Here is a 22,779-nt window from a genome sequence, read left to right as displayed (position 1 = left end):
GCTTCTCGCCCACGTCCGCGGCACCATCCCCGTACGGACCGAAGCCGTCGTCACCCGCATCGCGCGCGGCAACGGGGGCGAGAAGCTCCGCTCGGACCGATGCGTTCTCACCGTCCCCATCGGCGTCCTCAAAGCCCAGAAGTCGGCGCCGGACAGATCGGCGCCGGCCAGATCCAGGTACGTGGCGTCCAGCGTGGCACCGGTGTCGCTGCCGCCCACTGGGCCAGGACACCAGCTGCCACGGTGTCGGTCGGCGGCACATGCACATGCCGCTGTGCCGCTGTGCCGCGCCAGCCGGTGTGGGGAGGTCTCTCCTGCATCCCCCCGAATATACGAACCCGTCCCACCCGGGGGCCCGACCGCAACAGGTGTGACCGAGCGCCGTAGTTGGCCCGTTCGGCCATGGAGAACGCTCGGCTCGGGCCACGGTGCATCCGACGGATTGACCGCCGAACACGCCGACTCCGCCATGAGCGGCGCGTACGGCACCACGTGGATCGCCTGGTCCGAGCTGCAGGGTGCCGAAAGCCGTACGTGTTGCGTACTCCGAAAAGGCAGGCGAGCGCGTCGTAAGCGTTGCCGATGTTGAGCAGCCACAGATCGATGGCGGCGTGCCATGCGGAGTCCTTGTCGTCCGGGCCCCACAGGCGCACACCTGGCCGACACTCAATTGTCCCGCTGACCTCGGTAGACATGCCTGGATCCTGCCCACCCCTTCGTACTGGAGCACCCGCTTTTCCGGCAAGGGGGCTCTCGTGGGCCCCTGGCTGGGCTGGCGGGATGCTGTGCTTGGCCGGGCCAACAGCTCTCTTTGTGGCACCCTGATCCACCTTTGGATTGCTTGATCAGGCGGCTGGGTTGATGCCTTGCAGGAGGTCCCCGGCCCGGAGGGGAAGATCGTCCGCGCCGGTGCCGGTGAGGCGAGCAGCGTGAGGTGGGTCCACTTCGGTGACCGTCGCCTGGGGATAGCGTCGGATCTCCGTCAGGGGCAGGTCGGTGCCGGCGGTGTCCACCTGCACGATCTGGACCTTGGGGTGTGGCTCTACGGAGGGCTCGGTCACGCCGCCATGGTCTCAGGGCGATGGCGATGCGCCCGCAGGCGGCGACCTAAGTGAAGTGCTCAGAGTGAGCAAACTGTGGGCCACCAGCCTGAGGCCTCGCAGTCTGTCTTTCGAGCCCGTCGTATCGGCGAACCGAGAAGGTGCCCTCCGCCTGGATTCCCAGGCCAGGAAGGCACTTTCGCGCGTCCGTATCGACGACAGCCACACCCGAACGAAACGGCAAGGCTAGGGGCGCTGCTTCAACCGGTCGACGATCGCCCAGTCCACCACGTGTGACAGCTGGATGTACGTCTTGTCGCCGGACGCCGAAGTCCGCTCGTCCCGGAAGCCCAGGAATTCATAGGATTCCGGATCGAAGATGAGGTACTTGCCCTTCGCGAAGGGACTCTTGGGGTAAGAGATCCCCACCCCAGTGCGCCCGGCAGAGTCCTCCACCCCCGGAATCGCTTTGACCCCGGGCACCAGGGCCAGCGCCTCGTACGCGGCAGGGCGCAGTCCCTGGGGCAGCACCGGCCACTTCAGGAGCTCGCCGAGCATGAAGTAGGCGTCGTACCAGTCGTGCGTTGTGAAGTCGCTGATCGGCTTGCTGGATGTTCCGACGCCGATGATCTTCGGGATGAGCTTCTTCGGGTGGGTGGGCAGCTTCTTCAGCTTGCTCCACTCCCGAGGCGGCCACACGCCCTCGCCCTTCTCCAAGGGCTCCTCCCAGATCACCCGGCCGAGCTCCATGGTCAAGGAGCGCTTGGAGCCGTCCACTGAGTCCCAGTTCACATCCTCATAGGTCTTGACCGCGCCGGTCTTGCGCTCCGTCTCCTTGATGACCCGCTTCGAGTAGATGAACTGGTCGTCGCGCGGCGCCACAGTCTTCTCGTGCTTACCCGTCCGCACTGCCGCCCCGTTCAGCACCGTTGCGGCGCTGACGCTGCCCATCCGCGGGGTCGCCGTCCCCGACAGGCGATCGGCACGGTCGGGGCGATCGCCCTCGCCGGCGCCGCCCTCGGTGATCAGTACCGCCGTTCCCGTCACCGCCACAGCGGCCACGGCGGCTGTCGCGAGGCGGAGTGCGTGGCGGCGGCTGGGGGCGGCGTCGGTGTGCCGCTCCGCGCGCGCCATCGTGTTCAGCAGTCGATGGCGGGCCTTCGCCCGGGCCGGTTCGGTGAGCGGGGCCGCGTCCGCGTCCCAGTCCCGCAGGAGTTCGAGTTCGTCAGTCATGGCCGGGTACCTCTCGCAGTGTCGTTGGATCGGATCCGCCCAACGCTTCGCGTAGCTTGCCGCGAGCCCGGTGCAGTCGTGATCTGACCGTGCCGATGGGGACACCGAGGGCCTGGGCCACCTCCTCGTAGCCGAGACCGCCCCACGCCACCAGCAGCAGCACGTCCCGGTGCCGCGCGGGCAGTGCAGCCAGTGCCGCTGCCAGCTCGCGGCCTACGGCCTGCGCCCCCACCCGGGCCGCGGCACGGTCGGCCAGCGGCTCCTCGTGATCGGCCGGAGCCGGGATGCGGGCCAGGGCTTTGAAGCGGCGTGCCTCGGCCCGCCGGTGTCGGCCGATCAGATTGGTCGCTATGCCGAACAGCCAGGGCCGGGCGCCATCGCCCGTGGCCCGCGAGGGGTCGTAACGGTGCCGCTGCTGGAAGGCAGTGGTGAAGGTCTCCGCCATGAGGTCGTCGGCCGACTCTCCGCCGAGCCTACGAGCCAGATAACGATGTACCGCTTCCGCGTATCGGTCGAAGAGCACAGCGAATGCCTCGGGCTCGTCCCGGGACCGCGCAATCACCGAGGCATCACTCTCCGCCACCGTGCGGACGCCTGGCTCGACGGTCATCGGGGCTCCTCTCGTTCAAGGGAACATGCTTCGAAGGCTTGGGCTTTCATCTCTCCTTCGCCGCTCGCCCCCGGCGAGTTCCCTCGAGCCCCCTGGCTCCTGGCTCCTGGCTCCTGGCTCCTGGCTCCTGGCTCCTGGCTCCTGGCTCCTGGCTCCTGGAGCATGTATCGAAAGCAGATCCTGAGCACGAGATGATCATGGTTCGTAGCGCGTGTCCCGGCGGGCCCGCACGTCCACCACCCGCACTCCATCATCAGCGAAGACGGCGAAGTCCGGCACATGCGCCGTCAGCTGAACCGCGTGCCCCCTCAGGCGGGGTAGCCGATCTCCGAGATGTCTTCGGCCAGATCGGCGGGCTCGACCTCCGGGTTGAGCACGGCAACGATCGCCGGCGTCAGTGGGCGCTGGGACAGCAGGGCGCGGGCGGCCTCGACACCGACGGGTGTCTCGAAATACTCGGACGCCCACGCCGCGTAGGCCTCCGGCGAGCGGTCGACGAGGAGCTCGAAGAGGATGTTCGCGCGCAGCACCCAGGCCAGGCGCATCACGTCGTAGCCCGCGTCCATCACCACCCGGATGTCTCTGTCGCCGTCGTGCCACTGGCTGGCCGCGATCAGCCGCTCGGCCACCTGACGGATCTGATGGGAGGTGACGGCCGCGGCATCGTCGGTGGGCCCGAGCCGGACCGCCTCCAGGACCTGTGTCCATGAAGTGCGCTCCGGCGTCAGCGCGGCGACCAACGAGTACGGCCAGACCGGGATGATCTGCGCGGCCTCACGAGAACGACCATGGACGTGGCAGAACAGACGACGCTCGGGCGAACAGGCCGCGTCCGAGCGCAGCCACGGGGAGACGTCCAGGGTCAGCACGATCCGCCGCTCGGCGTCTTCACTGGCCCGTCCGCGCACAGCAGCGCGTCGGTGAGCTCGAAGAACGCATCGGCCCGCGCGGAAAGGCACCCGTAGAAGGCCGTCCGAAAGCGTGACAGCTCCGCGAACGCATTCTGTTCGCAGGCCCGCTGGAGCACCCTCATCCCACGGCCTTCCTGGTGAACTCCTGTGTCTCGTCGCAGAGTTCAGGATCACGAGAAAGGCCGCCCAAGCTTACGGGCGAACCACCAGCCCGCTCAACGACCCCACCACGCCGAAGAATCGAGGTCACTCAAGGAATTCGTTCCTGCCCGACACGTGTGGACCGGGTCCGTGATGCGCGATGCAATGAGGACGTCACACCGCAGGACGTCGTTTCGCATCGGAGCGTATCGCCGCAGGGGAGAAATCGAGAAATGAGCGACCACAGGGGGTACGTCCGATCGGCAGGAGTGGCCACCGGATTGATCATCCTGCTTTCCGGCTGTACGGCGCATACGGCACAGCACACGCAGTTTTCCGACGCGGTATTGGTCGAGCACGCCCAAGAGGTACTGACCGCACGGTGTATGCGAGAGGAGGGGTTCGAGTACCACGTCGCACCGCCTTCCGATGACGGATCGGCGCAGGCCGCGTCGGATCGGAACGCCCAGTACGCAAGAGGGCTGCCCGCGGTCGAGCAGCGGCGGTACACCGCACGTACTCGGGTGATCCACGTAAGCACTACATCGAGACCCAGGTGGAAGGCATCACGGTGGGAATGTCCACCACCGGATGTCTGGCAGCGGCGAAGAAGGAACTCTTCGGCAGCCTGGATGCGTGGTTCCGCCCTCATGTCATCGAGCGAAATCTGGGCGCCTTGGCACATCGCCGAGTGGTGCGGGACAGTCGATTTTCGCGCGCGAGCAAGAGTGCCGGTGCCACACGTGAGTTGACGGCGGAACACACATCCGCGGTGCGCGAGAAATACCGGAGAGAACTCGATGCGCTCAAAGCCATCGACGCTAGAGCGGTGCATCGGGCACGGGAGATCGCGCGTTCCACATAGCCAAGAAAAAGAAACAGAGAAAACACAGAGAAGGGCGAAACACGTCATGAGCCGAAAGCTCAAGTCCATCGCGGGCCTGCTCGCGGCCGCCGGGGTCACCCTCGGCGCCGCCACCCTCAGCATGCCGACCGCCCAAGCCGACGGCGCGGGGGCCAGCGGCTTCAACGACTGCCCGACCAGTGAAGTCTGCGCATGGCAACACCCGGACTACCGGGGATACATGGGCCACGCCGAGGGCAACTCCAAGAACTGGAGCAACAAGATCGAGAACAAAGACTCCTCCTGGTACAACAACGGCACCGGCACCGGAAACACATCCGTGCGGATCTTCACCAAGCACGACTACAAGGGCGACTGGTTCTGCCTGGACAAGGGCGAGTACGACAACTACGACAACGACCTCAGCTCGAACGACAGGGGCTCCTCACACAAGTGGGTGGACCCCAGCGATTGCTGACAGCCCCATAGGCAAGGATGTGCCGCACCACGCTTCAGTGGTGCGGCACACCCTTGCCCACCGCCACCGCCACCGCCACCGCCACCGAAGCCTCTGGCCGCCCGTTGCCCGACATCAAGCCAGTCAGAAGCTGTGCAGGAACCCGCGTGACGGGGGTCGGTGCACCATCGCCGCCAGGCAGGAGGAGTACACCCGCGGCGGCGTGGGCCGCGGCTCCGTTTCCGACGTGGCGCCCACGGCGATGATCGCCCCGGCACCGACCAAGGTTGCCCCTGCCATCGCGGCGAGCCAGAAGCTACCGCGGCTCACCGATCGCCGCCGAAGTGGTTGCGGAACTCGTCACCGCAGTCGTCCTCAGTGCCGACCCGGACTCGCGAGAAGCCCAGCACTCCGTCTTCCTCGCCTTCCTGCCCAGCCCTGGCCAACTGCCTCTCGATGTCCTCGATGTACTGGGCACACTCGGCACTGACGGACTTCTCGGGCGACGGATCCGGTGCCGAGGAGGCGCTCAGTTCGGCGGTAACGGCGAGACCGGCCGCACACAGCACCACCCACACGGCAACCCAGGTACGGCGGTTCATCGGTATCGGCTTGCGCATCCGGGCATCCTACGAGCACCACGGCGGGCTGCAGCCGAAGCGCGGCTTCCTCATCGTGTCGCTGCTACCAGACGAGTGCGGGAAACCCGCGAGCACCTGCCCCTCGTCGGCCTCACGGCTCTTCCGTCGATGCGAAGGCCCGTGCGCCCCCCTGAGCTTGACTCTGTCGGGGATCTTGGAGTTTCGCGGTGCGGCAGCATGGTCAACGGGCATGCTCGGGTAGTTCCGATGACTGATGCAGCTGTCGAGGTGCCCGTTGTCCCTCCGCCCACGTTCCGGTGAGCAGGTCCCGCCTCTGACTGCGCAGGTCGCGCGGGCGAGCAACCCGGGCGGCACGACGGCGATATGGGTGCGCGATCGGCTGGACGGACTGTGGTGTGACGAGGACTTCGCCGACTGGTACCCGCGTGACGGGCGTCCGGGCCTGTCGCCTGCTCAACTGGCTACCGTCTGTGTGCTGCAGTTCCTGCTCGGCCTGTCGGACCGGCAGGCCGCCGAGGCGGTCCGCTGCCGCATCGACTTCAAGTACGCGATGGCCATGGAGCTGGATGACCCCGGGTTCCACCACAGCGTGCTGGCCGATTTCCGCGATCGTCTCGCCGAAGGCGACCGTGCTGACCGCCTCCTCGACCTCGTGCCGGCCCGCCTCAAGGAGGCCGGCCTGGTGCACGAGCGCACCACCCAGCGCACCGACTCCACGCATGTCCTGGCCGCGGTGCGTGACCTGACCCGCCTGGAGCTGATCACCGAGGCGGTCCGCGCCGCACTGGAAGAAGTCGCCGGCGCAGCCACGGATCTCTCATCGCGCCAATTCTCGTAGCCGCCGCTGGCGAAGAACCATCCCGCCACAAGAACCGCGAGCAGTGTCAGCGCAGCGGCGCCGTACTGCATGCCCCGGTGTCGCATCAGCCTTGACCACCACTGCACCCTGGCACCCCCGCTTGGCTTGTCATGATCGCGCAGGCGACAGTAACAGCGGAGCCCAGGTGCCCCCGTTGGAATCAGCCCACCCCGTATCAGCTGCAGCCGAGGTGAAGCGGACGGGGCCGGCGACCCGGACGATGCGCGCCCGTCGGGCACAGCAATGACAATGGGAGGCACCCACCGGCGCCCGGCAGCAGTGCGATGGCGGCAGCCACCCACGCCCGTAGCCAGCGCCTTGGCTCGCGCTCCGGACGGCGGCAGATGGCCTCCCGTCGGTCTCCGGCGAGCTGCTGCCCGAAGTCGTGAACATCCGGCGCGGGCGCTGCCGCCCGAACTGCTGTCGAATCGCTGCTCTGCGACGTGAACAGAGCCAGGCGTGCACCCCACCAAGGCCGCCTACCCCATACGCACCTGGCAGCCGCCCGCCTGAGCACGGCTGTATCTCGACCCGGCCATCAACACCCGTGGCCGCCAGGGCAGGCCCACGGCCGATCCGTCACAGGTCGCCGTGCGCGGCCATGAGGTCCACATCATCCGTGCCCGGCAGCATGTAACCCTGCTCCTCGTCCCACGGAACGTCGAGATCGTCCAGGTGCACACGCCACTCCGCGCCCGGCAGAGCACGCCGCAACTCGGTTACGGATCCCAGCACATGGCCGACCACCGGCAGCACCCGGGCGACATCGGGCGGCAGCTTCGTGGATCCGTCCACGATCTCGTCCGGCTCGTTGTCGTCGTTGTCGTCGTTGTCGTCGTTGTCGTCGTTGTCGTACAGGTAGAGGCCTTCCTCGTCCTCATAAGGGAAGGACGACATGCGGCCAGCAACGATGCGCTCGACCGCAGTCGTCTCGGCCGGCGTCAGCGCCACTGCCCGGCTAGCGCAGTAGTAGAGGGACACACTCATGGCCCGAGCTTATTGCTGGGATAAGACAATGCCCCAAGGCCCCCTTTGCGGGAGGCGTTTGAGTGGCCATGGGGCGCATCGCGGGCCGGTTCACCCGCTATGAACCTCGTCTACGGGCCTGCGGATCTCTCGTCGTAGGCCGCTCCCGTTCCTCCCAGACCTCCTCTTGGTATCGCCCCAGCAGGGCGAGTTCACGGGCTCAACAGGTCGCGGACCGCGTCGTATCCCGGGCCGGCTGTGAAGTGGCCCGACAGCCATGGGATGTCTGTGTCGTCGATCAGGATCTCCCCGACCGGCTCGCCGTCGCCCGGCACGTGCCATACCTCCCCGTCGAGCCCAACTCCGCCTCCCTCGCCCGCCGTCGATCACGCTGTCGGCCAGCATGCCACCGGGCACTGACAAGCGGTCCGGACCTGCCCTCGGACCGGACCACTCACCACGTGCTGCTCCTCGCTAGGCCGCTTGGCCCGCCGGGTGGAAGTTGATGCGTTCACTGATGACGGGGAAGCCAGCCCTGGCAAAGTTCGCGGCCATGGGGAAGTTGCCCTGGTCCGTCGCTCCGCTGACGAACTCCGCGCCTTGCTCGACGAGGAGGTGGGTGCACTCCGCGAGGAGGTCGTAGGCGTAGCCGCGACCGCGCTGCTCCGGGACAACGCCGATGAAGCCGATGGTCGGGCCGGAGGGGTTGTGGGCCGGGATGTGGATGCCGGCCAGGTCGCCCTCCGGCGTGTGCGCGATCTGCCACCACTCCCGTGGGGAGGGGCACCAGTGGAAGAAGTCGAGTTCCTCCTGGGCGGCCTGGTCGAGGCCGCCCTCCTCGATGGCCCTGAGCGCGTGGGCGTCCAGGGTCACGGAGTGGATGCGGCGCAACGCGTCGAAGAACACGGCGTCGTCGGGTTCGGCGCTGAAGCGCAGGCGTCCGGGCCGCTCGGGCAGACCTCGCTCCGGGGTCCAGCGGTAAAGGAAGCGTTCCACCAGGAGTTCGTACCCAGCGGCTCGTGCGGCGGCGAAGCGTGCCTCGGCGCCGGCGCGCAGGTCGAGCTTGTCCCGCCAGCCGCCGGGCAGGTTGATCTCGAGTTCAACCTGCCAGGGAGCAGAGCGCAGGAGCGCGGCCCCGGCCTCCTCCTCGCCCTCGGCCACGTCGAACCAGTTGATGTTGACGGGCTCCGAGTCGTCGGGGCCGCCCCACCACGCACCGCGTGCTACGACCTCGCCGTCGCGCAGGGCAACGCGCTTCCAGTCAGGGCGGAACCGGGTACGCCGATGGCCTTCACGGGCGCCCAGGGGGTCGGGGAGTGCGTCGAAGAGATGAGCGTCGCTCGCGGAGAGCGCACGGATGACCGGACCGGTCATGGATTCCTCCGGGATACAGGCTGCTTGGAGCGCTCCCGGTCAGAATTGACGAACCACGCCGGGATAGCGGAAGAGGGAGCGCTGGAAAGGTGTGAACCGCACGGCACTCGCCTCCTTCCATCCATCTCAGGGCGTGGAGCCACACAGTACGTAATCTTCCACGGGCCGGTCCACGGATTTCCGCGCCCCTTGAAGGAGGGGTTCGCGGGGGCGATGCAGAGTGCTCCCAAGTCTGTGCGCGGCGGCCGCTCGGGACGGTGTACCTGCCGTGCTACCGCAGGTCGCGCACCCACCCCGGCACCTGCCCGGGCTGCGACAGGCCGCGAGTTCTGATCGCCCGTCAAGACGGCCGCCGGGTGTGCGGTCCCCGCGTCGGCCACACCGATCGTTACGCCTGTCCCCGCTGCGCGAGCCCGCGCTCCTATATGGTCCGCGGGCTGTGCGATCGGTGCACCCTTCACGACGAGCTCGCGGCACTCTTCGAAACGGTCCCCGCACTGTCGGACGGTCAGTATGTTGCGCATGCGCGCCGCCCTGACCGGCTGCGAACAGCCGCGCACAGCGCTCAGCTGGATCCGCAACTCGCACTCCGCCCGCCTGCTGGCCGACCTCGTCGCCATCGGACGCCCGCTCACTCACGAGGACCTGGACGCCGCCGGCTCCTGCGCCGCGGCTGCGCTCAGACCATCGGCTGCCTCCGAAGCATCCTGGCCAGCTACGAGGCCCTGCCCGAACGCTCTGAGCTGCCCGCCCGCATCGAACGCCACCTCGCCCGGGTTACCAGCCGCCACCCCGAGCACGCCCTGCTGAGACGTTCCTACGTCCGCTGGTCCCTCCTGCCCCGCGCTCGCCGCGCTCGCCGCGCTCGCCGCGCTCGCCGCGCTCGCCGCGCTGACCAACGGTCGACAAGCTCCAAGCACCGGATCCGCTGGGCCTACACCCGCATCAACCTCGCAGCCGCCTTCCTAACCGCCATGGCGGAGCGCGGACTCGTACTCCGTGACGTCACCCAGGGGGGCGATGTCGACTGGTGGCTCGCAGGGCACTCCGGCACCCCCTACGAGGTCCGTGACTTTGTTCGTCTGGGCCCACCGCCGCGGACACAGCCGCCCCCTCCACGTCCCGCACCGCGCCAAGGCCGACCCCGTCGGCCTCGACGAGGACTCCCCCTGGGAAATCCTCCAGCAGTGCCTGACCGACAACGCCCTGCCCCTCGAAGTCCGCGTCTCCGGGGCCATCTTGAACCTCGGGGGGGTGGGGAGTCGCGCGGTCCTCCTCACGGAACTAGTCAGTCGGCGGGTGGCCGGTTGGGCTGCAAACTCCCCTCCCCCGCCGGTGGCTCTTCCCCGGGCCTCGCCCCGGCGAGCACATCTCCGCGGTCGTCCTCGCGCCCGTGCTCGGACTGCACGTCATCACCGCCCAGCAAGGGCGCCACCGTGCCGCCAACAACTGGACGGCCCATCTCGAAGCCCGGTGACAGATCCGCAGGCTGGCAGGATGAGCGCCAATGGATGATCAAGAAGTTATTGAAGCCCACGCTCCCCGTGTGGTCACCAAGCTCTTTCCCGATGCCCTGGGCTCCATACTCGGAGGCTCCGCTGCTCAAGGGCGCGCCACTGCGACCAGCGATCTGGACGTAGCCGTGCTCCTTCCCGACTCGGATGTCAGTCGGCGGGAGGTGATTCGTCACGAGGGCCGCATCGTCGAACTGTTCCTGAACACCCTCGCGGACATACCGGAGTTCTTCGCATGGGACCGCGCCCGGCGTCGCGGGACCGTCCTGTTCGTCTATGACCAGGGTCTGCCTCTGGCAGATCCTCACGGGCATGTGGCCTATACGCGCCAGCTGGCCCAAGACGTCCTCGCCTCTGGGCCTCCACCCCTCAGCGCAGCCGAGTGGGAACACGGTCGCTACGTTCTTACCTGCTTCTTGGACGACCTGACCGACACCCCACCGGACAGCCGGTACGAACAGCTTTCCCTCGCCGACCAGGTGCTGCGTAAAGCGGCAGACCTCACCGCCCACCACGGTACCTGGACAGGTATCGGCAAATGGCTCCCCCGCCGACTGCTCAGTGCAGACCCGGCCCTGGGCAAAGCGCTGTTGGATGGGCACCAGACCGTAGCCGAGCACGCCGATACCCGGCTGTTGGCCACTGCGGTGAGACAGGTGCTCGACCTGCTCGGCGGACCACTGCTGGAGGGCTACTCCCACCCCTGGCGAGCCTGAGTTGTCGTCGCCATGACGGCCGCGTCTCCACACCTCACCGCAGCCACTCGCTGGTCGGGGCGTTCCGGCGGAGCATGTCGGTCGGATGGTCTCGGGCACGGCGCGCGTACGCCAGGAACCCGAACGGCGGGTTCAAGGTCCCTGCCCAGGAAGCCGATTATGGGGGAAGCTGCGGTGCCGTCGCCGCATCCGATGATTGGGGCTTCATGGCCGATCCTCCACAGGCCGGGCTCGGGCGCGAGCGTCAGGCGGTCGTGATCGTGCACGGGATGGGTGAGCAGCGCCCGTTGGACGCACTGACGGGATTCATCCGGGCCGGGCTGCCTCCGGTGAAGCCGGACGTCTGGGAGTGGGAGTTCGACTCGCGGCCGGACATCGTGTCCGACTCGTTTGAATCCCGCCGGTTCGTGGCGCCCGCACAGGGCGCCCGTCCGCAGACGGAGTTCTTTGAGTATCACTGGGCACACCTGATGCAGGGCAACCGGCTGTGGGACATGGTTCCGACATTCTTCAGGCTGCTCTGCAGGCTTCCGCGGCCGCCGGGTCTTCGCTTCGCATGGGCTGCTTCCTGGGCCATCATTCTTTTCATTGGCTGGAAGATCTACGAGCTGCACCCTGTCTCCAGCGAGGAAGAATTCGCCAAAACCCTCTTCACCGCGATTCTCGGGACAGGGGTGGTCGGGGTTGCTCTGCTCATCCTGGTCACCAAAGTGGTCCCGCAGTTCATCACGAGCAGCCTCGTCGACGTGGTGCGGTATCTTGACACGTCGCCCCGCTCCTATGCGGTGCGGCACGATATCCGCCAGGAATTCATCGACCTCCTCAAGGAGCTACACAACTCAAAATATCGGGACCGGCCCCGGTACCAGCGCATCATTATTGTCGCGCACAGTCTCGGCGCCTATATCGCCTACGACGGAATCAGCTATCTGTGGGGCGAGATGAACAATCGCACCCATGCGGGCGTGACCGGAGATCCGCCGTCGCTGGCAGACTTCCAGGAGCAAGCAGCGGCGCTCCCGAGCCGGGATGCGGACCAGACACCCACCCCTGACCAGCTGTCCGCCTACCGCAATGCCCAGCGGACCCTATGGAAAGATCTCCGCGCGCGCGGCAACCAGTGGCTGATCACCGATTTCATCAGCTGCGGCACACCCATGTATTTCGCCGACCTGCTGTACGCACGCAATAGGAAGAACTTCGAGGAGCGGGTATCACGGCACGAGCTGGTCACGTGCCCCCCGGTTCCTCAAACGCCAATCCGCCCCGGCGGGGGGCCGTACACCTACCGCTGGAAAGGTGCGGCCGTGCTCAACGACTGGTCTCCCTTCGCCGTCGTACGGTGGACCAACCTGTGGTTTCCCGCCGCCCCCTCATTCTTCGGAATCTTCGGCGACTGGTTCGGCGGTCCTCTCCGGAGATTGTTCGGAAGCGGAATCGATGACATCCCCGTGCGGGGCAACAGGCCCAAGCGGCTCATCCCCGCGTATGCCCACGCCCTGTACTTCAAGTTTCCCAAGGTGCGGGACGGCGACTCTGTGACCAAACATCTGGCTGACGCGCTCGACCTCACCGCTTTGCGCGCCGGCCCCGCCCAGGAGCAGCGGGCACTACTGCTCGCCCTCCTGCCCCAGGCCGGCTTCCCCCCTGAGGTCATGAGCCGAGAGTTCGCCGACTTCCTCGGCCTTGAGCCGGACGCACCGGTCCCGCCTCTCGCCGCGTGGCTGGACAGCTTGTCCGTATCAGGTGCCGCCTCCTGTATCGACGCCCTGAACCGGCGCATCGCACAGATGTAGCTCGGACATCTGACGCGTAAACAACTTTGGCTTCACAGCCGGTCGAGCGTGATCGCCTTGCGGCCGAGGTCGTAGGCCATGCTGGCGATACTCAGGGCCACCAGCGGCCACACAAGTGTGGGGGTGGCCGGGATCTGGCCGCTGATCAGACCGGTGACCAGCAGGCTGTGGCTGAGGACTGCGGCGCTGCCGGTCGCGCTGATCCGCCGGGGCGCATGTACTTCGAGGGTTACCCGGCCGGGCCCTTCCTGCCTGGGCAGGCCACCGCGGGCGGCTCGTGGGGGCGCGATGGTCTGCGGTGGGGTGGGGTGAGCGTCGTTGTTGCCGAGGGACACTGTGTCTCCTGCTGTGCAAGGCGATGGACGATCAGCCGGCACAGGCCTGCCGGCCGGCTACAGCTGATCCTGCTGTGCGTGGGACGTTGCCGGGCAGGGGGCATCAGCAGCCAGCTGTGCTGGCAACGGACCGACTGTTGCCGATGAGGCTGGAAACACCTAAAGGCAGCCGAACTCCCTTCCTGCTCGCCATAGTTGTGCTGTTGATGGCAGCGCTCACGGAACAGCGGGACGGGATTCATGGACGCCAAAGCGAGGACCACGGGGCTGGCTGCGCTCAGCGCCGACCTGCCGCCCGCGGTGGAAGCGTTCGTCACTGATCTGCGTACATACTTCGCCCGGCTGGACGGCGTCAGCGTCCGTGCGTACGCGGGGCGTCGGCACATGGATCCGGGGACGGTGAGCCGGTATCTCAGCGGCAGCCGGCGCACGCCCTGGTCGTTCGTCAGCGCCCTGCTCGCTGATGTGGCGGAGCACTGTGGGGCGCCGGTCACTCCGGATGCGATCGCGGCACTGCGAAGGCTCCACGATGCGGCCAGTGCGTGCCGTTCTGCGGGCACAGACCTGCAGCGTCTGCAGGACCGCTTTCTCGCGCAGGATGAAGAGGTGCGCAAGCTGCGGCTACGGGAGCGCGCTCTGTTGGAGGCCATCGATGAACGCCAGCAGCGGCTGGCACGGCAGTCGGTGGAACAGGCGGGACTACAGACTGAGCTCGATGAGCAGCGGCACACGTACACGACGGCCGTCGAGGTGTGGCAGGAGCGCTGCGGCACCCTGATGCAGGCCGGCAGTGCCCTGCGGGACGAGGTGGCCGATCTGCGGCGGCAACTGGAGGACACCAGGGTCGAGTTGCGGATGGCCGAGGAGCGCTGCCACGTCCTGGAGGAGCAGCTCGATGCTGCCGAAGAGCTTCTCAACGAGGGCATTTCGGGGACGTCCCTGATGGAGGTCCTGGAAGCCGCGGACCGTACGGCTTCCGTGCCCGAACTGGTGCAGCTGGTCGGCGGGCTTGCCACCGGCCCGCGCGGGGCCATTGCCAGCGAACTCGTCACGTCGGTGAGCAGGTGCCGTCCGGTGGCCGAGGTTCAGGCTCTGCTCGGTTCCCTCTATGGAGCGGGACTGCACAAACATGCCGAAGCCGCGCTGCCGGCCATGGTGGCGGTGCGGCCAGTCGGTGACACGGCGGATCTCATCGGGGAACTGCTGAGGGCCGGTCTGCAGGAGCCCGCTGCCGCGCTTCTGCAGGCGTCCGTGGAACTGCATAGCCCTCAGGGCCTCGCCGAACTGGCCAGGATCCTGCACCGTCGCGGTCATCACGAGGCGGTGCTGGTCCTGCTCAGTGCCACGGTGGCCCACCGTTGTGTGCCGGAGATCCTGGCTGTCTGCGGCCTGCTGGCGGATCCCGCTCTCGATGACGCCCTGGCGCAGGCCGTGGCCTGCCCCGCGCAGGATCGCGTCTGTGCTGAACTCGCCGAACTGGTCATCGCCTTGCACGAATCCGGCTTCGGTTCCCTCGCCGATGCGCTGCAGAGCGCGATGGCGCGCAGCCGAGTGGCCACCGACGTCGCGGAACTGATCGGTGCCCTGCGCAGAGCGGGACTTGCCGCAGCCGCGGCCGCCGTCTTCTCACAGACCCAGCAGCGCACCACAGGCCATCTCGTGGCGCTGGTGTCCGCCCTGCACACGGCGAACATGCACGACTCCGCCTCGGACGTGCTCACTCATGCGGTCCTGACGCGTCCGGTACCCGAGCTCGCCCAGCTGATCATCGACCTCAATGTCGCAGGCCGTCACAAAGAAGCCTCCGACGCACTGACGGCCGGCGTGCGCTCACGCACACAGGCCGACACCCACGTCCTGCTGCACTGCCTGGACCAGATACACCCCGGCATGAACTCCCTGTCCCTGCTGGCCGAGGCAGCCACCCGCTGCAGTCCCGAACACGCGGCAGACATGCTCGTCGCCCTTCTCGACGGCGACCTGCACGAACACGCCGACGCCATATACACCTGCACCACACAGGACCGGCCCACGGGACACGCCGGCGCCGCACTGCTCAGGCTGCACACCACCCGTCCCCAGTACCTGAGTCCCTCCGACCTGGCAGTCCAGGCCCGCACCGGCACCGCCTCCAGCGTGGTCAACCTCAGCCTCGCCCTGGACACGGCCCGTCTCAGCACACACCTCGATGCCGTACTCGCAGCCGCCGGCCCCGAACAGTCAGCCGGGCATGTAGCTGTGCTGCTGAAGAACTTCCAACGCCTCCACGACTCCAGCAAGGGCCAGTCCACTCGGGTCGCAGCGCGGCTCTTGGACCACGTCGTCGGCTCTCAGCCGCTCGCCTACCACCTAGGGCTGATCGGCATGTTGGACAGGCCTTCGCTCGACAAGAACGCAGACCATCTAGAGGACCGCGTCTGTTCCATCTGGGGCACCCGGCGCGTCGAACTGAGCCTGTACGCCATGCAGTTCACAGGCAAGGCGGTCGTCCTCGGACCAACGCGGCAGTTGTGGTGGATGGCCCGCCGAGCCGTCAACGGACTTCTCTCAGCATCTGACCGCACGTTCCCAGAAGGTCCCGCACCAGGCAACAGCCCCTGAGCCGGCGACACGGCAGCCCAAGCAGCTGCGGCTGCGGCTGCGGCTGCGGCTGCGGCTGCGGCTGCGGCTGCGGCTGCGGCTGCGGCTGCGCCCGACGGTGTAGGCGTAACCGCCGGTACCTGCGCAGGTGCCAGATCAAGCACACCGTCCCCGAACCGAGGAACCAGCGGGCCAGCAGGCAGCACCGTGGCAGCCGGGGCGGTGGGCCCACCGGCTTCGACAAGTCGCTCCACAAGCCCGCGTGCGGTCAGCTCAGCCGGGCATCGGCGTACACGGTCATCGCGTCACGCTGGTAGACGGCGAGACCGTCGGCGATCTTGTCGAAGTTGGCCCGCATCTGCGGGTCGTCGACATAGGTCTGGCCCACTCCCTTGTACGCGGCCGCAGTCGGGGTCCAGAACCGGCGGATGCCCTGGTAGTTGGCGTCCACCTCGGCCTGTACCGCAGGGTCGGACACCGGCGTGCCGGCCACCATGAACTCCGCCATACGGATCATCTGCGCCGTCACCTCACGCTGCCAGCGCTCCGTGTCCTCGGAGGTCATCGCCTCGACGGCCTGCCGCGACTGCTCCCACGCCTGCGGCCACCGCTCCCGTACCTCGGCCTCGGCCTCGGAGGGGGGCTGGAACCCCTCGAACAGGTTCTCCGGCTTGTTGATCTTCGTCATATGGCTCTTGTCCTTACCTTCTTCCAGTTCGGCGATGGTGCGGCCGACCGTACGGGCCAGCGTCTCCAGCCGGTCCCGTTCCGCGAGCAGCCGTTGGTGGTGCTCACGGAGCACGGCCACCTGGTCGAGCCGACTGTCCAGGACCGCCTGGATCTCGCGCAGCCCCAGGTCCAGCTCCCGCATCAGCAGGATCTGCTGCAACCGCAGCAGATCGGCCTCCTCGTAGTAGCGGTGCCCGTTGCTCCCGATCCATGCGGGCGGCAGCAGGCCGATCTCGTCGTAATGCCGCAGCGTCCGCGATGTCACCTTGGACATCCGCGCCACCTCCGCGATCGACCAGGCCATTGCCGGCGCCTCCCTCGCCGGGCCGGTCTCTCCGGCCACACACATGACCGTAGAAGTTGCCGCAACGGAAAGCGCAAGCCCAAAGCCCTCTTCGGCGCCGAGGGCCCGCATCTCTTCGAAGGCGTACTCACACAGCGCGGTGCCCACATGGACTAGCCGGTATGGCCGCACGCCGCGAGTACGTCGTCCCAGCTCATACCGGCCGCGGCAGCGATCTTCACGGGCGACAACTTGCACGGCCACGGGGTGCGTTGGTGGACCAGCTGCTGCTCACGGCCGATCCACCGGGCCGCACCACTGACAACAGCCGCCCCCAACCCCGCTGTTAGGGGCAGGGGTTGGGCAGGCTCACGCCGGTGCCGGAGTAGAGCCCTAGGGCAGTGCTGATCACATGGAGCGATTGCCCCTGCCAGCGCCTGCCAGTGCAGCGCGGCCGGGTGCACGACAGCCCACGGGCCTCACCGGGGTGCCCCCGCCTCCAGAATGCCCTTCAGGGTCTGCTCGTCTCTGGGCATCTCCTTGCGTACGTGCGGGCGTACCACGAGGGGGACCAGCGCCTTGCCGATGCCGTGGCCCTCGAAGTCGAGGGCGAGCGTCAGACGTGAATGCTCGCCGTTGTCGATCGGCTCGATCGTGCCCTGGACATCGCCGCGCACCGGACCGTCGATGCCCTGGATGTGCCAACTCCTCGGCGGATCGAGGTCGATGACCTGCATGGTGGTGACCATCTCCCGACGCCCCAGCCGCCGCGTCACGGCGACCTTCGAGCCGGCGGTGATGGGCGCGTCGCCCAGGAGGCGGACCGAGACGGCGCTCTCCTGCCAGTCGGGCAGGTGGGTCGGGTCGGTCACGTAGGAGAAGACCTCCTCGGGGCTGCGGGAAATGTCGATGGATTCCTTGATCGTAGACATTTTGCCCTCTTTATTGCCTTCTTCGTGTCTGTTGTCACTTCATACAAATGATCCCACGGGTGGCGGAACGTCGCCATCGTGGCGAAGTGGGCCAGCACGCCGGCGATAGGATGATCCAGCTTTCAACCTGCGGAAATACCAGAGAGTTACTGTCTGGTTACCCCACTGCGGGCACCCCTGTTCGGTTAGTTTCATGACGGCGTCGCCACACCGGGGGCACGAGGCCCCGCAGGGACTAGCGCGCCGTAGGGGACACACTCCTTGACCACGACCACGACCGACATGATCAAGGCTCGTCCATACACACCTCACTGCCAGGTCATCCACGACGACGGCGCACACGCAGTGATCGGCATCTCGCCGGGCAACAGCTACTTCACGCACCAGCGGATCGCCGAACTGGCCGCCTGGGGGCTCGGCCAGTTCGAGCAAGTGGATCTGATCTGGACCGATCTGCACGTCGCCGACATGTACGAAGCCCTGGGCTATCCGCTCGACGACGCGCGCCGTAAGGCGGTCAAGCAGCTGCGCGGAGTGCGCGCCAAGGTGACCGCCGCCGTCACCAGCCTGGACCCGGACGGCAAGCGCCTGCGGGGCAGACCCATGTCCGCGCTGCTCGACCTGCCCGCCTACCGGCAGCTTCGCGCCCACCTGGACGATCTGCTGGCCACCGACCGGGAGTTCCGCACGGTGTGCGACCAGTTGGTGGACGAGTTCCTCACCAACAAGGTGCTCAACGGCCAGGCGCCCACCGACCGGCAGCGCGATGTGTGCCGCGCCTACGTCATCGCCGAAGCTCCCTTGTTCCTGGACACTCCGGCGATCCTCGATGTCGCGTCCTCGCTCAACTGCTACCACCAGGCCCTGCCGATGGCCGACCTGCTGTACGCGCGGGGACATGGGCTGCGCGCGTCCCGCAACCAGGGGCACGCCATCGTCACCCCCGCCGACGCCACCCAAGGGGCACTCGTATGACCACGGGCACCACGCACCTGCTCGACTTCCCGTTCTCCCCCCGCGGTGACCAGCTCCCGCCCGAGATCGAAACCCTGCTGCGCCGTGAGCCGATCAAGCGGGTCCGCACCATCGCCGGGGATACCGCCTGGCTGGTGTCGTCGTACGCCCTGTGCAAACAAGTGCTGGACGACGCCCGGTTCTCCCTCAAGGACACGTCCGCCGCGGGGGTGCCGCGCCAGTACGCGCTGACCATCCCGCCGGAGGTCGTCAACAATATGGGCAACATCACGGGGGCCGGGCTGCGCAGGGCCGTGATGAAAGCCCTGAACCCCAAGGCTCCTGGCCTGGACGACTGGATGCGCGGCCACGCCGTACGGCTCGTCGACCAGCTCATGACGGAGGGAGCGCCGGCCGATCTCCGCCAGGGGTTCACGGTGCCCTATTCGACGGGGCTGCACTGCCGCGTCCTGGGCATCCCGCAGGCAGACGCCGGTCTGCTGTACCGGTCGCTGAACATCGCGTTCATGAACAGCCCCCGGGAGATCCCCGGTGCCCAGATGAACTGGGACCGTGACATCGCCTACATGACCGACCGGCTGGACGACGCGGACAGCGGGTTGATGGGCGACCTGGCCGCGCTGCGCGGTACGCCGGACCACACCGACGTCAGTGACGAGATGCTGGCCACGGTCGGGGTGACGATGTTCGGTGCCGGAGTCATCTCCGTCATGGGGTTCTTGACGATGGCGATCGTGTCGCTGATCCAGCACCCCGAGCTGAAGAAGCAGTTGGCCGCCGACCCGTCCCTGATCCCGGCCGCCGTGGACGAGTTGCTGCGCATCAACCTGTCCATCGCCGATGGTCTGCCCCGCATCGCGACAGGGGACATCCAGCTGGGTGACGTCACGGTGCGCAAGGGTGAGCTGGTCCTGGTCCTGGTCGAGGCCGCCAACCACGACCCGGACGAGTTCGCCGACCCGCACGCCGTGCGCCTGGACCGGCCCAATGCGGGCGGGCATCTGTCGTTCGGCGGAGGGCAGCACTACTGCCCGGCGACCGCGCTGGGCAAAGCGCACGCCCAGACCGCGATCTCGGTTCTGCTGGACCGGATGCCCGCCCTGGATCTGGCCGTGCCGATCGAGCAACTGGTGTGGCGCACCGGGTTCATGAAGCGCATCCCCGAGCGACTGCCGATCGTCTGGTGACCTTCACCGTGTGACAGCACGCGCAGTGCCCTCGGCCTCCCTCCGTCCGGCCGGGGGCGCTGTCGTGTCACAAGCTGAGTGTCCGGCCAATACGATCACCCGCAGGGCAACCCGCGCCCACCCCGCCCCCGATGGTCAAGACCGACGCCGTGCCCCTCACATGCGGGTGCTGGTCTCCGCTGGCCAGTACAGCAGCCGTCCCGTGCAGTGCGGTGTGTGCGATGCCGAGCTCCTGGTTGCCGAGGAGTTGGGCCGCCGGTGACTTCTGCGGCCTGCGCATGAGCCGCGGCGCCTTCAGCTTCGCCAGAGACGGGCCGTATGGCTGGTCGTCTTGATGACCCGGTCCGCACCGTGGGGGGCGGGCCACAGCTGGATCAGGTATTCCTCGGTGGGTGCGTCGTCGGGGCGGGGGTCGCCGTCGTCACGGTGGCGTCCGTGAACCCGCATCCGGTAGTCGCCGGGGCCGGACAGGGGCAGCCGCTTCTCGGGGTCGTCGCCGCTGTCCGTCGTGCCGAAGTCGAACCACGCCGTGCGCCAGGCGGCGGACACTTCGGCGACGTCCTGCCAGGCGTCCATGTCGTCGGGAAGCGGCGGAATGTCGTCCCACAGTTGGGCGGTGACTTGGATGCTGCCGATCTCCTGCCCGCACAGGATGCGGGCGCTGTCGCCGCCGGGGTCGGCGGCGATCAGGCCGGTGCTGGCCCACTCCGGTTCGAACTCCGCCACCAGGTCCTCCCCGACCAGGTCGATGGTGGTCGCGTCCACGTGGACGGTGCTGACGGTGGCGTGTATCGGGCCGGGCATGTTCGTCTCCTCCGGTACGGCTGCGGGGCCACCCCCATAGTGAGGGTGGCCCCGCAGTGTCGGCACCGGATCAGGTCAGGGTCGTACGGGTCAGTCGTTGCCGCAGCCGACCGGCTCCATCGCGTCGAACTTCTTCTTCTGCTGCTGCTGCTGCTGCGGACGCGATGGAACGGCGCATGGCATGCCCACCGTTTGTGCCGGTGAACCTGGTTGGTGTGGCGACAACGATATTCTTGTGGCGGTCGGTGAGTGTGCCGCCCTTGTTCAGTAACTAGGGAACCAGCACCAGCCGACCGCGTATCCCGCCCGCCGCGAGCAGATCGTGCGCCTCGGCCGCGCGCTCGAGCGGGAGAACGTCGGCGACCCGCAGCGTCAGATCCATGGCGGCGAGCTCGGCCAAGGCGGCCCCATCGGCACTGATCCACTGCTGGTGGACCCGGATGCCGCGCAACGGGATCGGGGCCGAACCGCCGACCACCGTGACGTAGTCGCCTCTGGTGCGAACAGCGGCCAGGGCACGGATTCCGAGTCCTGCCGTGTCGAGCACGCCGTCAACGCCGCCCGGTACCAGGCGACGGACATCGGCCGCCAGGTCGGACGCTTCACGGTCGACGATCCATTCGGCGCCAAGGCTTCGTGTGAACTCCTCGTCGGCGACGCCGACTTGAGCGCAGACGCGCAGCCCTCGCCGTCCCGCCAGTTCGACGGCCAAGCCGCCGACCGCCCCAGCGGCTCCGGTCACCAGCACGGTGTCGCCCGTGGCGAGGTCGAGCAGGTCGAGGGCCTGGACGGCGGTGAGGCCGTTCAACGGCAGCGTCGCCGCCGCCACAGCAGCGACGCCGGGTTGCGCGAGCGCGACTGCTGTGGCGTCCAGGACCACGTATGCGGCGTAGGTACCCAGAGACACGTCGAGCAGGTCGCGCAGCCCGATCACCCGCTGCTCCGGCGCGAATGCCGTCACACCCGCCCCGAGCCGGTCGACCACGCCCGCGACGTCCCACCCGATGCCCGTGCGCTCGCGGGCGGCCATCAGACCACCTTCGACGAGCGCACCAGAACGGGTGGCCAGGTCGACGGGGTTGACGGTCGAGGCCTCGACGCGGATCCGCACCTGCCCAGGGCCGGCCTCCGGCAGCGGAACTGTCACCAACTCGAGCACCTCGGACCCGCCATAGCCGCGGGCCACCACCGCCTGCATCTTCTCTTCAGTGATCATGTAGCACACCGTAGAAACGGCTACTCTCCATGGGGAAGTACGCACTTCGAGGTGCGTACGGCACCGGAGGGAGAGCCATGCCCACCCGCACCGTCGCCCAGCGCCGGGCTGAGGCGAGCATCATCTACGACGCCTACCTCGCCGAATGCCCCGCCCGGCAACTGCTGGATCGCATCGCCGACAAGTGGGTCAGCCTCGCCGTCAACGCGCTTGCCGACGGGCCGCAGAGGTACAGCGAACTGCAACGCAGGCTGGCGAGCGTGAGCCAGAAAATGCTGACCCAGACTCTCCGGCATCTGGAACGCGACGGCCTGGTGTCGCGGACCGTGATCCCCGCCGTCCCGGTCCGCGTCGAATACGAACTGACCCCGCTCGGCCGCTCGTTGCTGCCGGTCATGCGCGCGATCAAGGGCTGGGCGGAGGAGCACATGGACGAGGTGCATGACGCCCGCGTCGCCTACGACGCTCCGAGCTGACGGCCGTGGAGGCACATCATCGCGCGGGCATTGATGGTGTCGGTGAGATTCTCCCTGGCGGTGAGCAGGGCCCGGGTGGTGACCAGGCGGGCATCGGGCAGGGGGGCAAGGTCGCCAACTTCGTGCGAACGCGGTGCAGTTGAGCTCGTTCCTTGGATACTGGTGGGCATGCCAAGCAGTGAGGGAGGGTGGCGGCCTC

The 22,779-nt window shown here is 67.7% G+C and carries 20 protein-coding genes and 2 pseudogenes; 10 read left to right on the top strand and 12 right to left on the bottom strand.

The window, feature by feature from the left end:
- Positions 1-845: 845 nt before the first annotated feature.
- From E2651_RS01065 to E2651_RS44555, 4 genes and pseudogenes are all read right to left on the bottom strand, one after another.
- The gene (locus E2651_RS01065; protein WP_135329026.1) at positions 846-1,061 is read right to left on the bottom strand and encodes a hypothetical protein; all 216 of its coding nucleotides are present in this window, start codon (positions 1,059-1,061) and stop codon (positions 846-848) included.
- A gap of 225 nt (positions 1,062-1,286) precedes the next feature.
- Positions 1,287-2,273, bottom strand: coding sequence for a CU044_5270 family protein (locus E2651_RS01060; RefSeq protein WP_135329025.1), 987 nt, complete (start codon positions 2,271-2,273; stop codon positions 1,287-1,289).
- Positions 2,266-2,883, bottom strand: coding sequence for an RNA polymerase sigma factor (locus tag E2651_RS01055; RefSeq protein ID WP_135329024.1), 618 nt, complete (start codon positions 2,881-2,883; stop codon positions 2,266-2,268). The genes E2651_RS01060 and E2651_RS01055 overlap by 8 nt, the downstream gene beginning before the upstream one ends.
- A gap of 524 nt (positions 2,884-3,407) precedes the next feature.
- Positions 3,408-3,916 (bottom strand): annotated as a pseudogene (locus E2651_RS44555) (transposase); the annotation flags it as partial.
- A 575-nt stretch (positions 3,917-4,491) separates the two neighbouring features.
- Between E2651_RS44555 and E2651_RS43605 the strand changes: the two are divergent.
- Complete coding sequence (locus tag E2651_RS43605) at positions 4,492-4,800, top strand: hypothetical protein (RefSeq protein WP_167828644.1); 309 nt, start codon at positions 4,492-4,494, stop codon at positions 4,798-4,800.
- A 46-nt stretch (positions 4,801-4,846) separates the two neighbouring features.
- Positions 4,847-5,257, top strand: coding sequence for a peptidase inhibitor family I36 protein (locus tag E2651_RS01045; protein WP_167828643.1), 411 nt, complete (start codon positions 4,847-4,849; stop codon positions 5,255-5,257).
- A gap of 305 nt (positions 5,258-5,562) precedes the next feature.
- On the opposite strand, the gene E2651_RS01035 is transcribed toward E2651_RS01045, so the two are convergent.
- A complete protein-coding gene (locus E2651_RS01035; protein WP_135329021.1) occupies positions 5,563-5,856 on the bottom strand; it encodes a hypothetical protein in 294 nt (97 codons plus the stop codon).
- 349 nt (positions 5,857-6,205) lie between these two features.
- Between E2651_RS01035 and E2651_RS01030 the strand changes: the two genes are divergently transcribed.
- Positions 6,206-6,676 carry a transposase gene (locus tag E2651_RS01030; protein ID WP_245238477.1) on the top strand — a complete coding sequence of 157 codons (471 nt, stop codon included), beginning with the start codon at positions 6,206-6,208 and terminating at the stop codon, positions 6,674-6,676.
- Positions 6,677-7,276: 600 nt separating this feature from the next.
- On the opposite strand, the gene E2651_RS01025 is transcribed toward E2651_RS01030, so the two are convergent.
- Complete coding sequence (locus tag E2651_RS01025; RefSeq protein ID WP_135329020.1) at positions 7,277-7,684, bottom strand: hypothetical protein; 408 nt, start codon at positions 7,682-7,684, stop codon at positions 7,277-7,279.
- Positions 7,685-8,137: 453 nt separating this feature from the next.
- Entirely contained in the window at positions 8,138-9,037 is a 900-nt protein-coding gene (locus E2651_RS01020) for a GNAT family N-acetyltransferase (protein ID WP_135329019.1), read from the bottom strand.
- Between the two features lie 1,507 nt (positions 9,038-10,544).
- Between E2651_RS01020 and E2651_RS01010 the strand changes: the two genes are divergently transcribed.
- Together E2651_RS01010 and E2651_RS01005 are read left to right on the top strand one after the other, a co-directional pair.
- Positions 10,545-11,267, top strand: coding sequence for a nucleotidyltransferase domain-containing protein (locus tag E2651_RS01010; protein WP_135329018.1), 723 nt, complete (start codon positions 10,545-10,547; stop codon positions 11,265-11,267).
- 206 nt (positions 11,268-11,473) lie between these two features.
- Positions 11,474-13,063 (top strand): hypothetical protein, encoded by a 1,590-nt coding sequence (locus E2651_RS01005; protein ID WP_135329017.1) that lies wholly within the window; start codon positions 11,474-11,476, stop codon positions 13,061-13,063.
- 32 nt (positions 13,064-13,095) lie between these two features.
- On the opposite strand, the gene E2651_RS01000 is transcribed toward E2651_RS01005, so the two are convergent.
- On the bottom strand, positions 13,096-13,398 hold the full coding sequence (locus E2651_RS01000) for a hypothetical protein (protein ID WP_135329016.1): 303 nt from the start codon (positions 13,396-13,398) through the stop codon (positions 13,096-13,098).
- Between the two features lie 240 nt (positions 13,399-13,638).
- Between E2651_RS01000 and E2651_RS00995 the strand changes: the two genes are divergently transcribed.
- Both E2651_RS00995 and E2651_RS44550 read left to right on the top strand, forming a co-directional pair.
- A complete protein-coding gene (locus E2651_RS00995; RefSeq protein ID WP_135329015.1) occupies positions 13,639-15,999 on the top strand; it encodes a hypothetical protein in 2,361 nt (786 codons plus the stop codon).
- Positions 16,000-16,100: 101 nt separating this feature from the next.
- Positions 16,101-16,226: pseudogene (locus E2651_RS44550) on the top strand (IS5/IS1182 family transposase); the annotation flags it as partial.
- 20 nt (positions 16,227-16,246) lie between these two features.
- On the opposite strand, the gene E2651_RS00985 reads toward E2651_RS44550, so the two are convergent.
- Entirely contained in the window at positions 16,247-17,011 is a 765-nt protein-coding gene (locus tag E2651_RS00985) for a MerR family transcriptional regulator (RefSeq protein ID WP_135329014.1), read from the bottom strand.
- Positions 17,012-17,469: 458 nt separating this feature from the next.
- Positions 17,470-17,922: an SRPBCC family protein gene (locus tag E2651_RS00980; RefSeq protein ID WP_135329013.1), complete on the bottom strand. Its 453-nt coding sequence runs from the start codon at positions 17,920-17,922 to the stop codon at positions 17,470-17,472.
- 261 nt (positions 17,923-18,183) lie between these two features.
- On the opposite strand from E2651_RS00980, the gene E2651_RS00975 reads away from it, so the two are divergent.
- Both E2651_RS00975 and E2651_RS00970 read left to right on the top strand, forming a co-directional pair.
- Entirely contained in the window at positions 18,184-18,897 is a 714-nt protein-coding gene (locus E2651_RS00975) for a tRNA-dependent cyclodipeptide synthase (protein WP_245238476.1), read from the top strand.
- The gene (locus E2651_RS00970; protein WP_135329012.1) at positions 18,894-20,084 is read left to right on the top strand and encodes a cytochrome P450; all 1,191 of its coding nucleotides are present in this window, start codon (positions 18,894-18,896) and stop codon (positions 20,082-20,084) included. The genes E2651_RS00975 and E2651_RS00970 overlap by 4 nt, the downstream gene beginning before the upstream one ends.
- Before the next feature lie 294 nt (positions 20,085-20,378).
- On the opposite strand, the gene E2651_RS00965 is transcribed toward E2651_RS00970, so the two are convergent.
- Both E2651_RS00965 and E2651_RS00960 read right to left on the bottom strand, forming a co-directional pair.
- Entirely contained in the window at positions 20,379-20,888 is a 510-nt protein-coding gene (locus tag E2651_RS00965) for a hypothetical protein (protein WP_135329011.1), read from the bottom strand.
- Positions 20,889-21,159: 271 nt separating this feature from the next.
- On the bottom strand, positions 21,160-22,104 hold the full coding sequence (locus E2651_RS00960; RefSeq protein WP_245238475.1) for an NADP-dependent oxidoreductase: 945 nt from the start codon (positions 22,102-22,104) through the stop codon (positions 21,160-21,162).
- A 77-nt stretch (positions 22,105-22,181) separates the two neighbouring features.
- On the opposite strand from E2651_RS00960, the gene E2651_RS00955 reads away from it, so the two are divergent.
- Positions 22,182-22,580 carry a helix-turn-helix domain-containing protein gene (locus tag E2651_RS00955; RefSeq protein WP_135329010.1) on the top strand — a complete coding sequence of 133 codons (399 nt, stop codon included), beginning with the start codon at positions 22,182-22,184 and terminating at the stop codon, positions 22,578-22,580.
- Positions 22,581-22,779: the final 199 nt, after the last annotated feature.

It is taken from the genome of Streptomyces sp. MZ04 (assembly GCF_004684775.1).
Lineage (GTDB): Bacteria > Actinomycetota > Actinomycetes > Streptomycetales > Streptomycetaceae > Streptomyces.
Note: the sequence above shows the minus strand (reverse complement) of the source record. Positions and strands in the feature narration are given on the sequence as shown.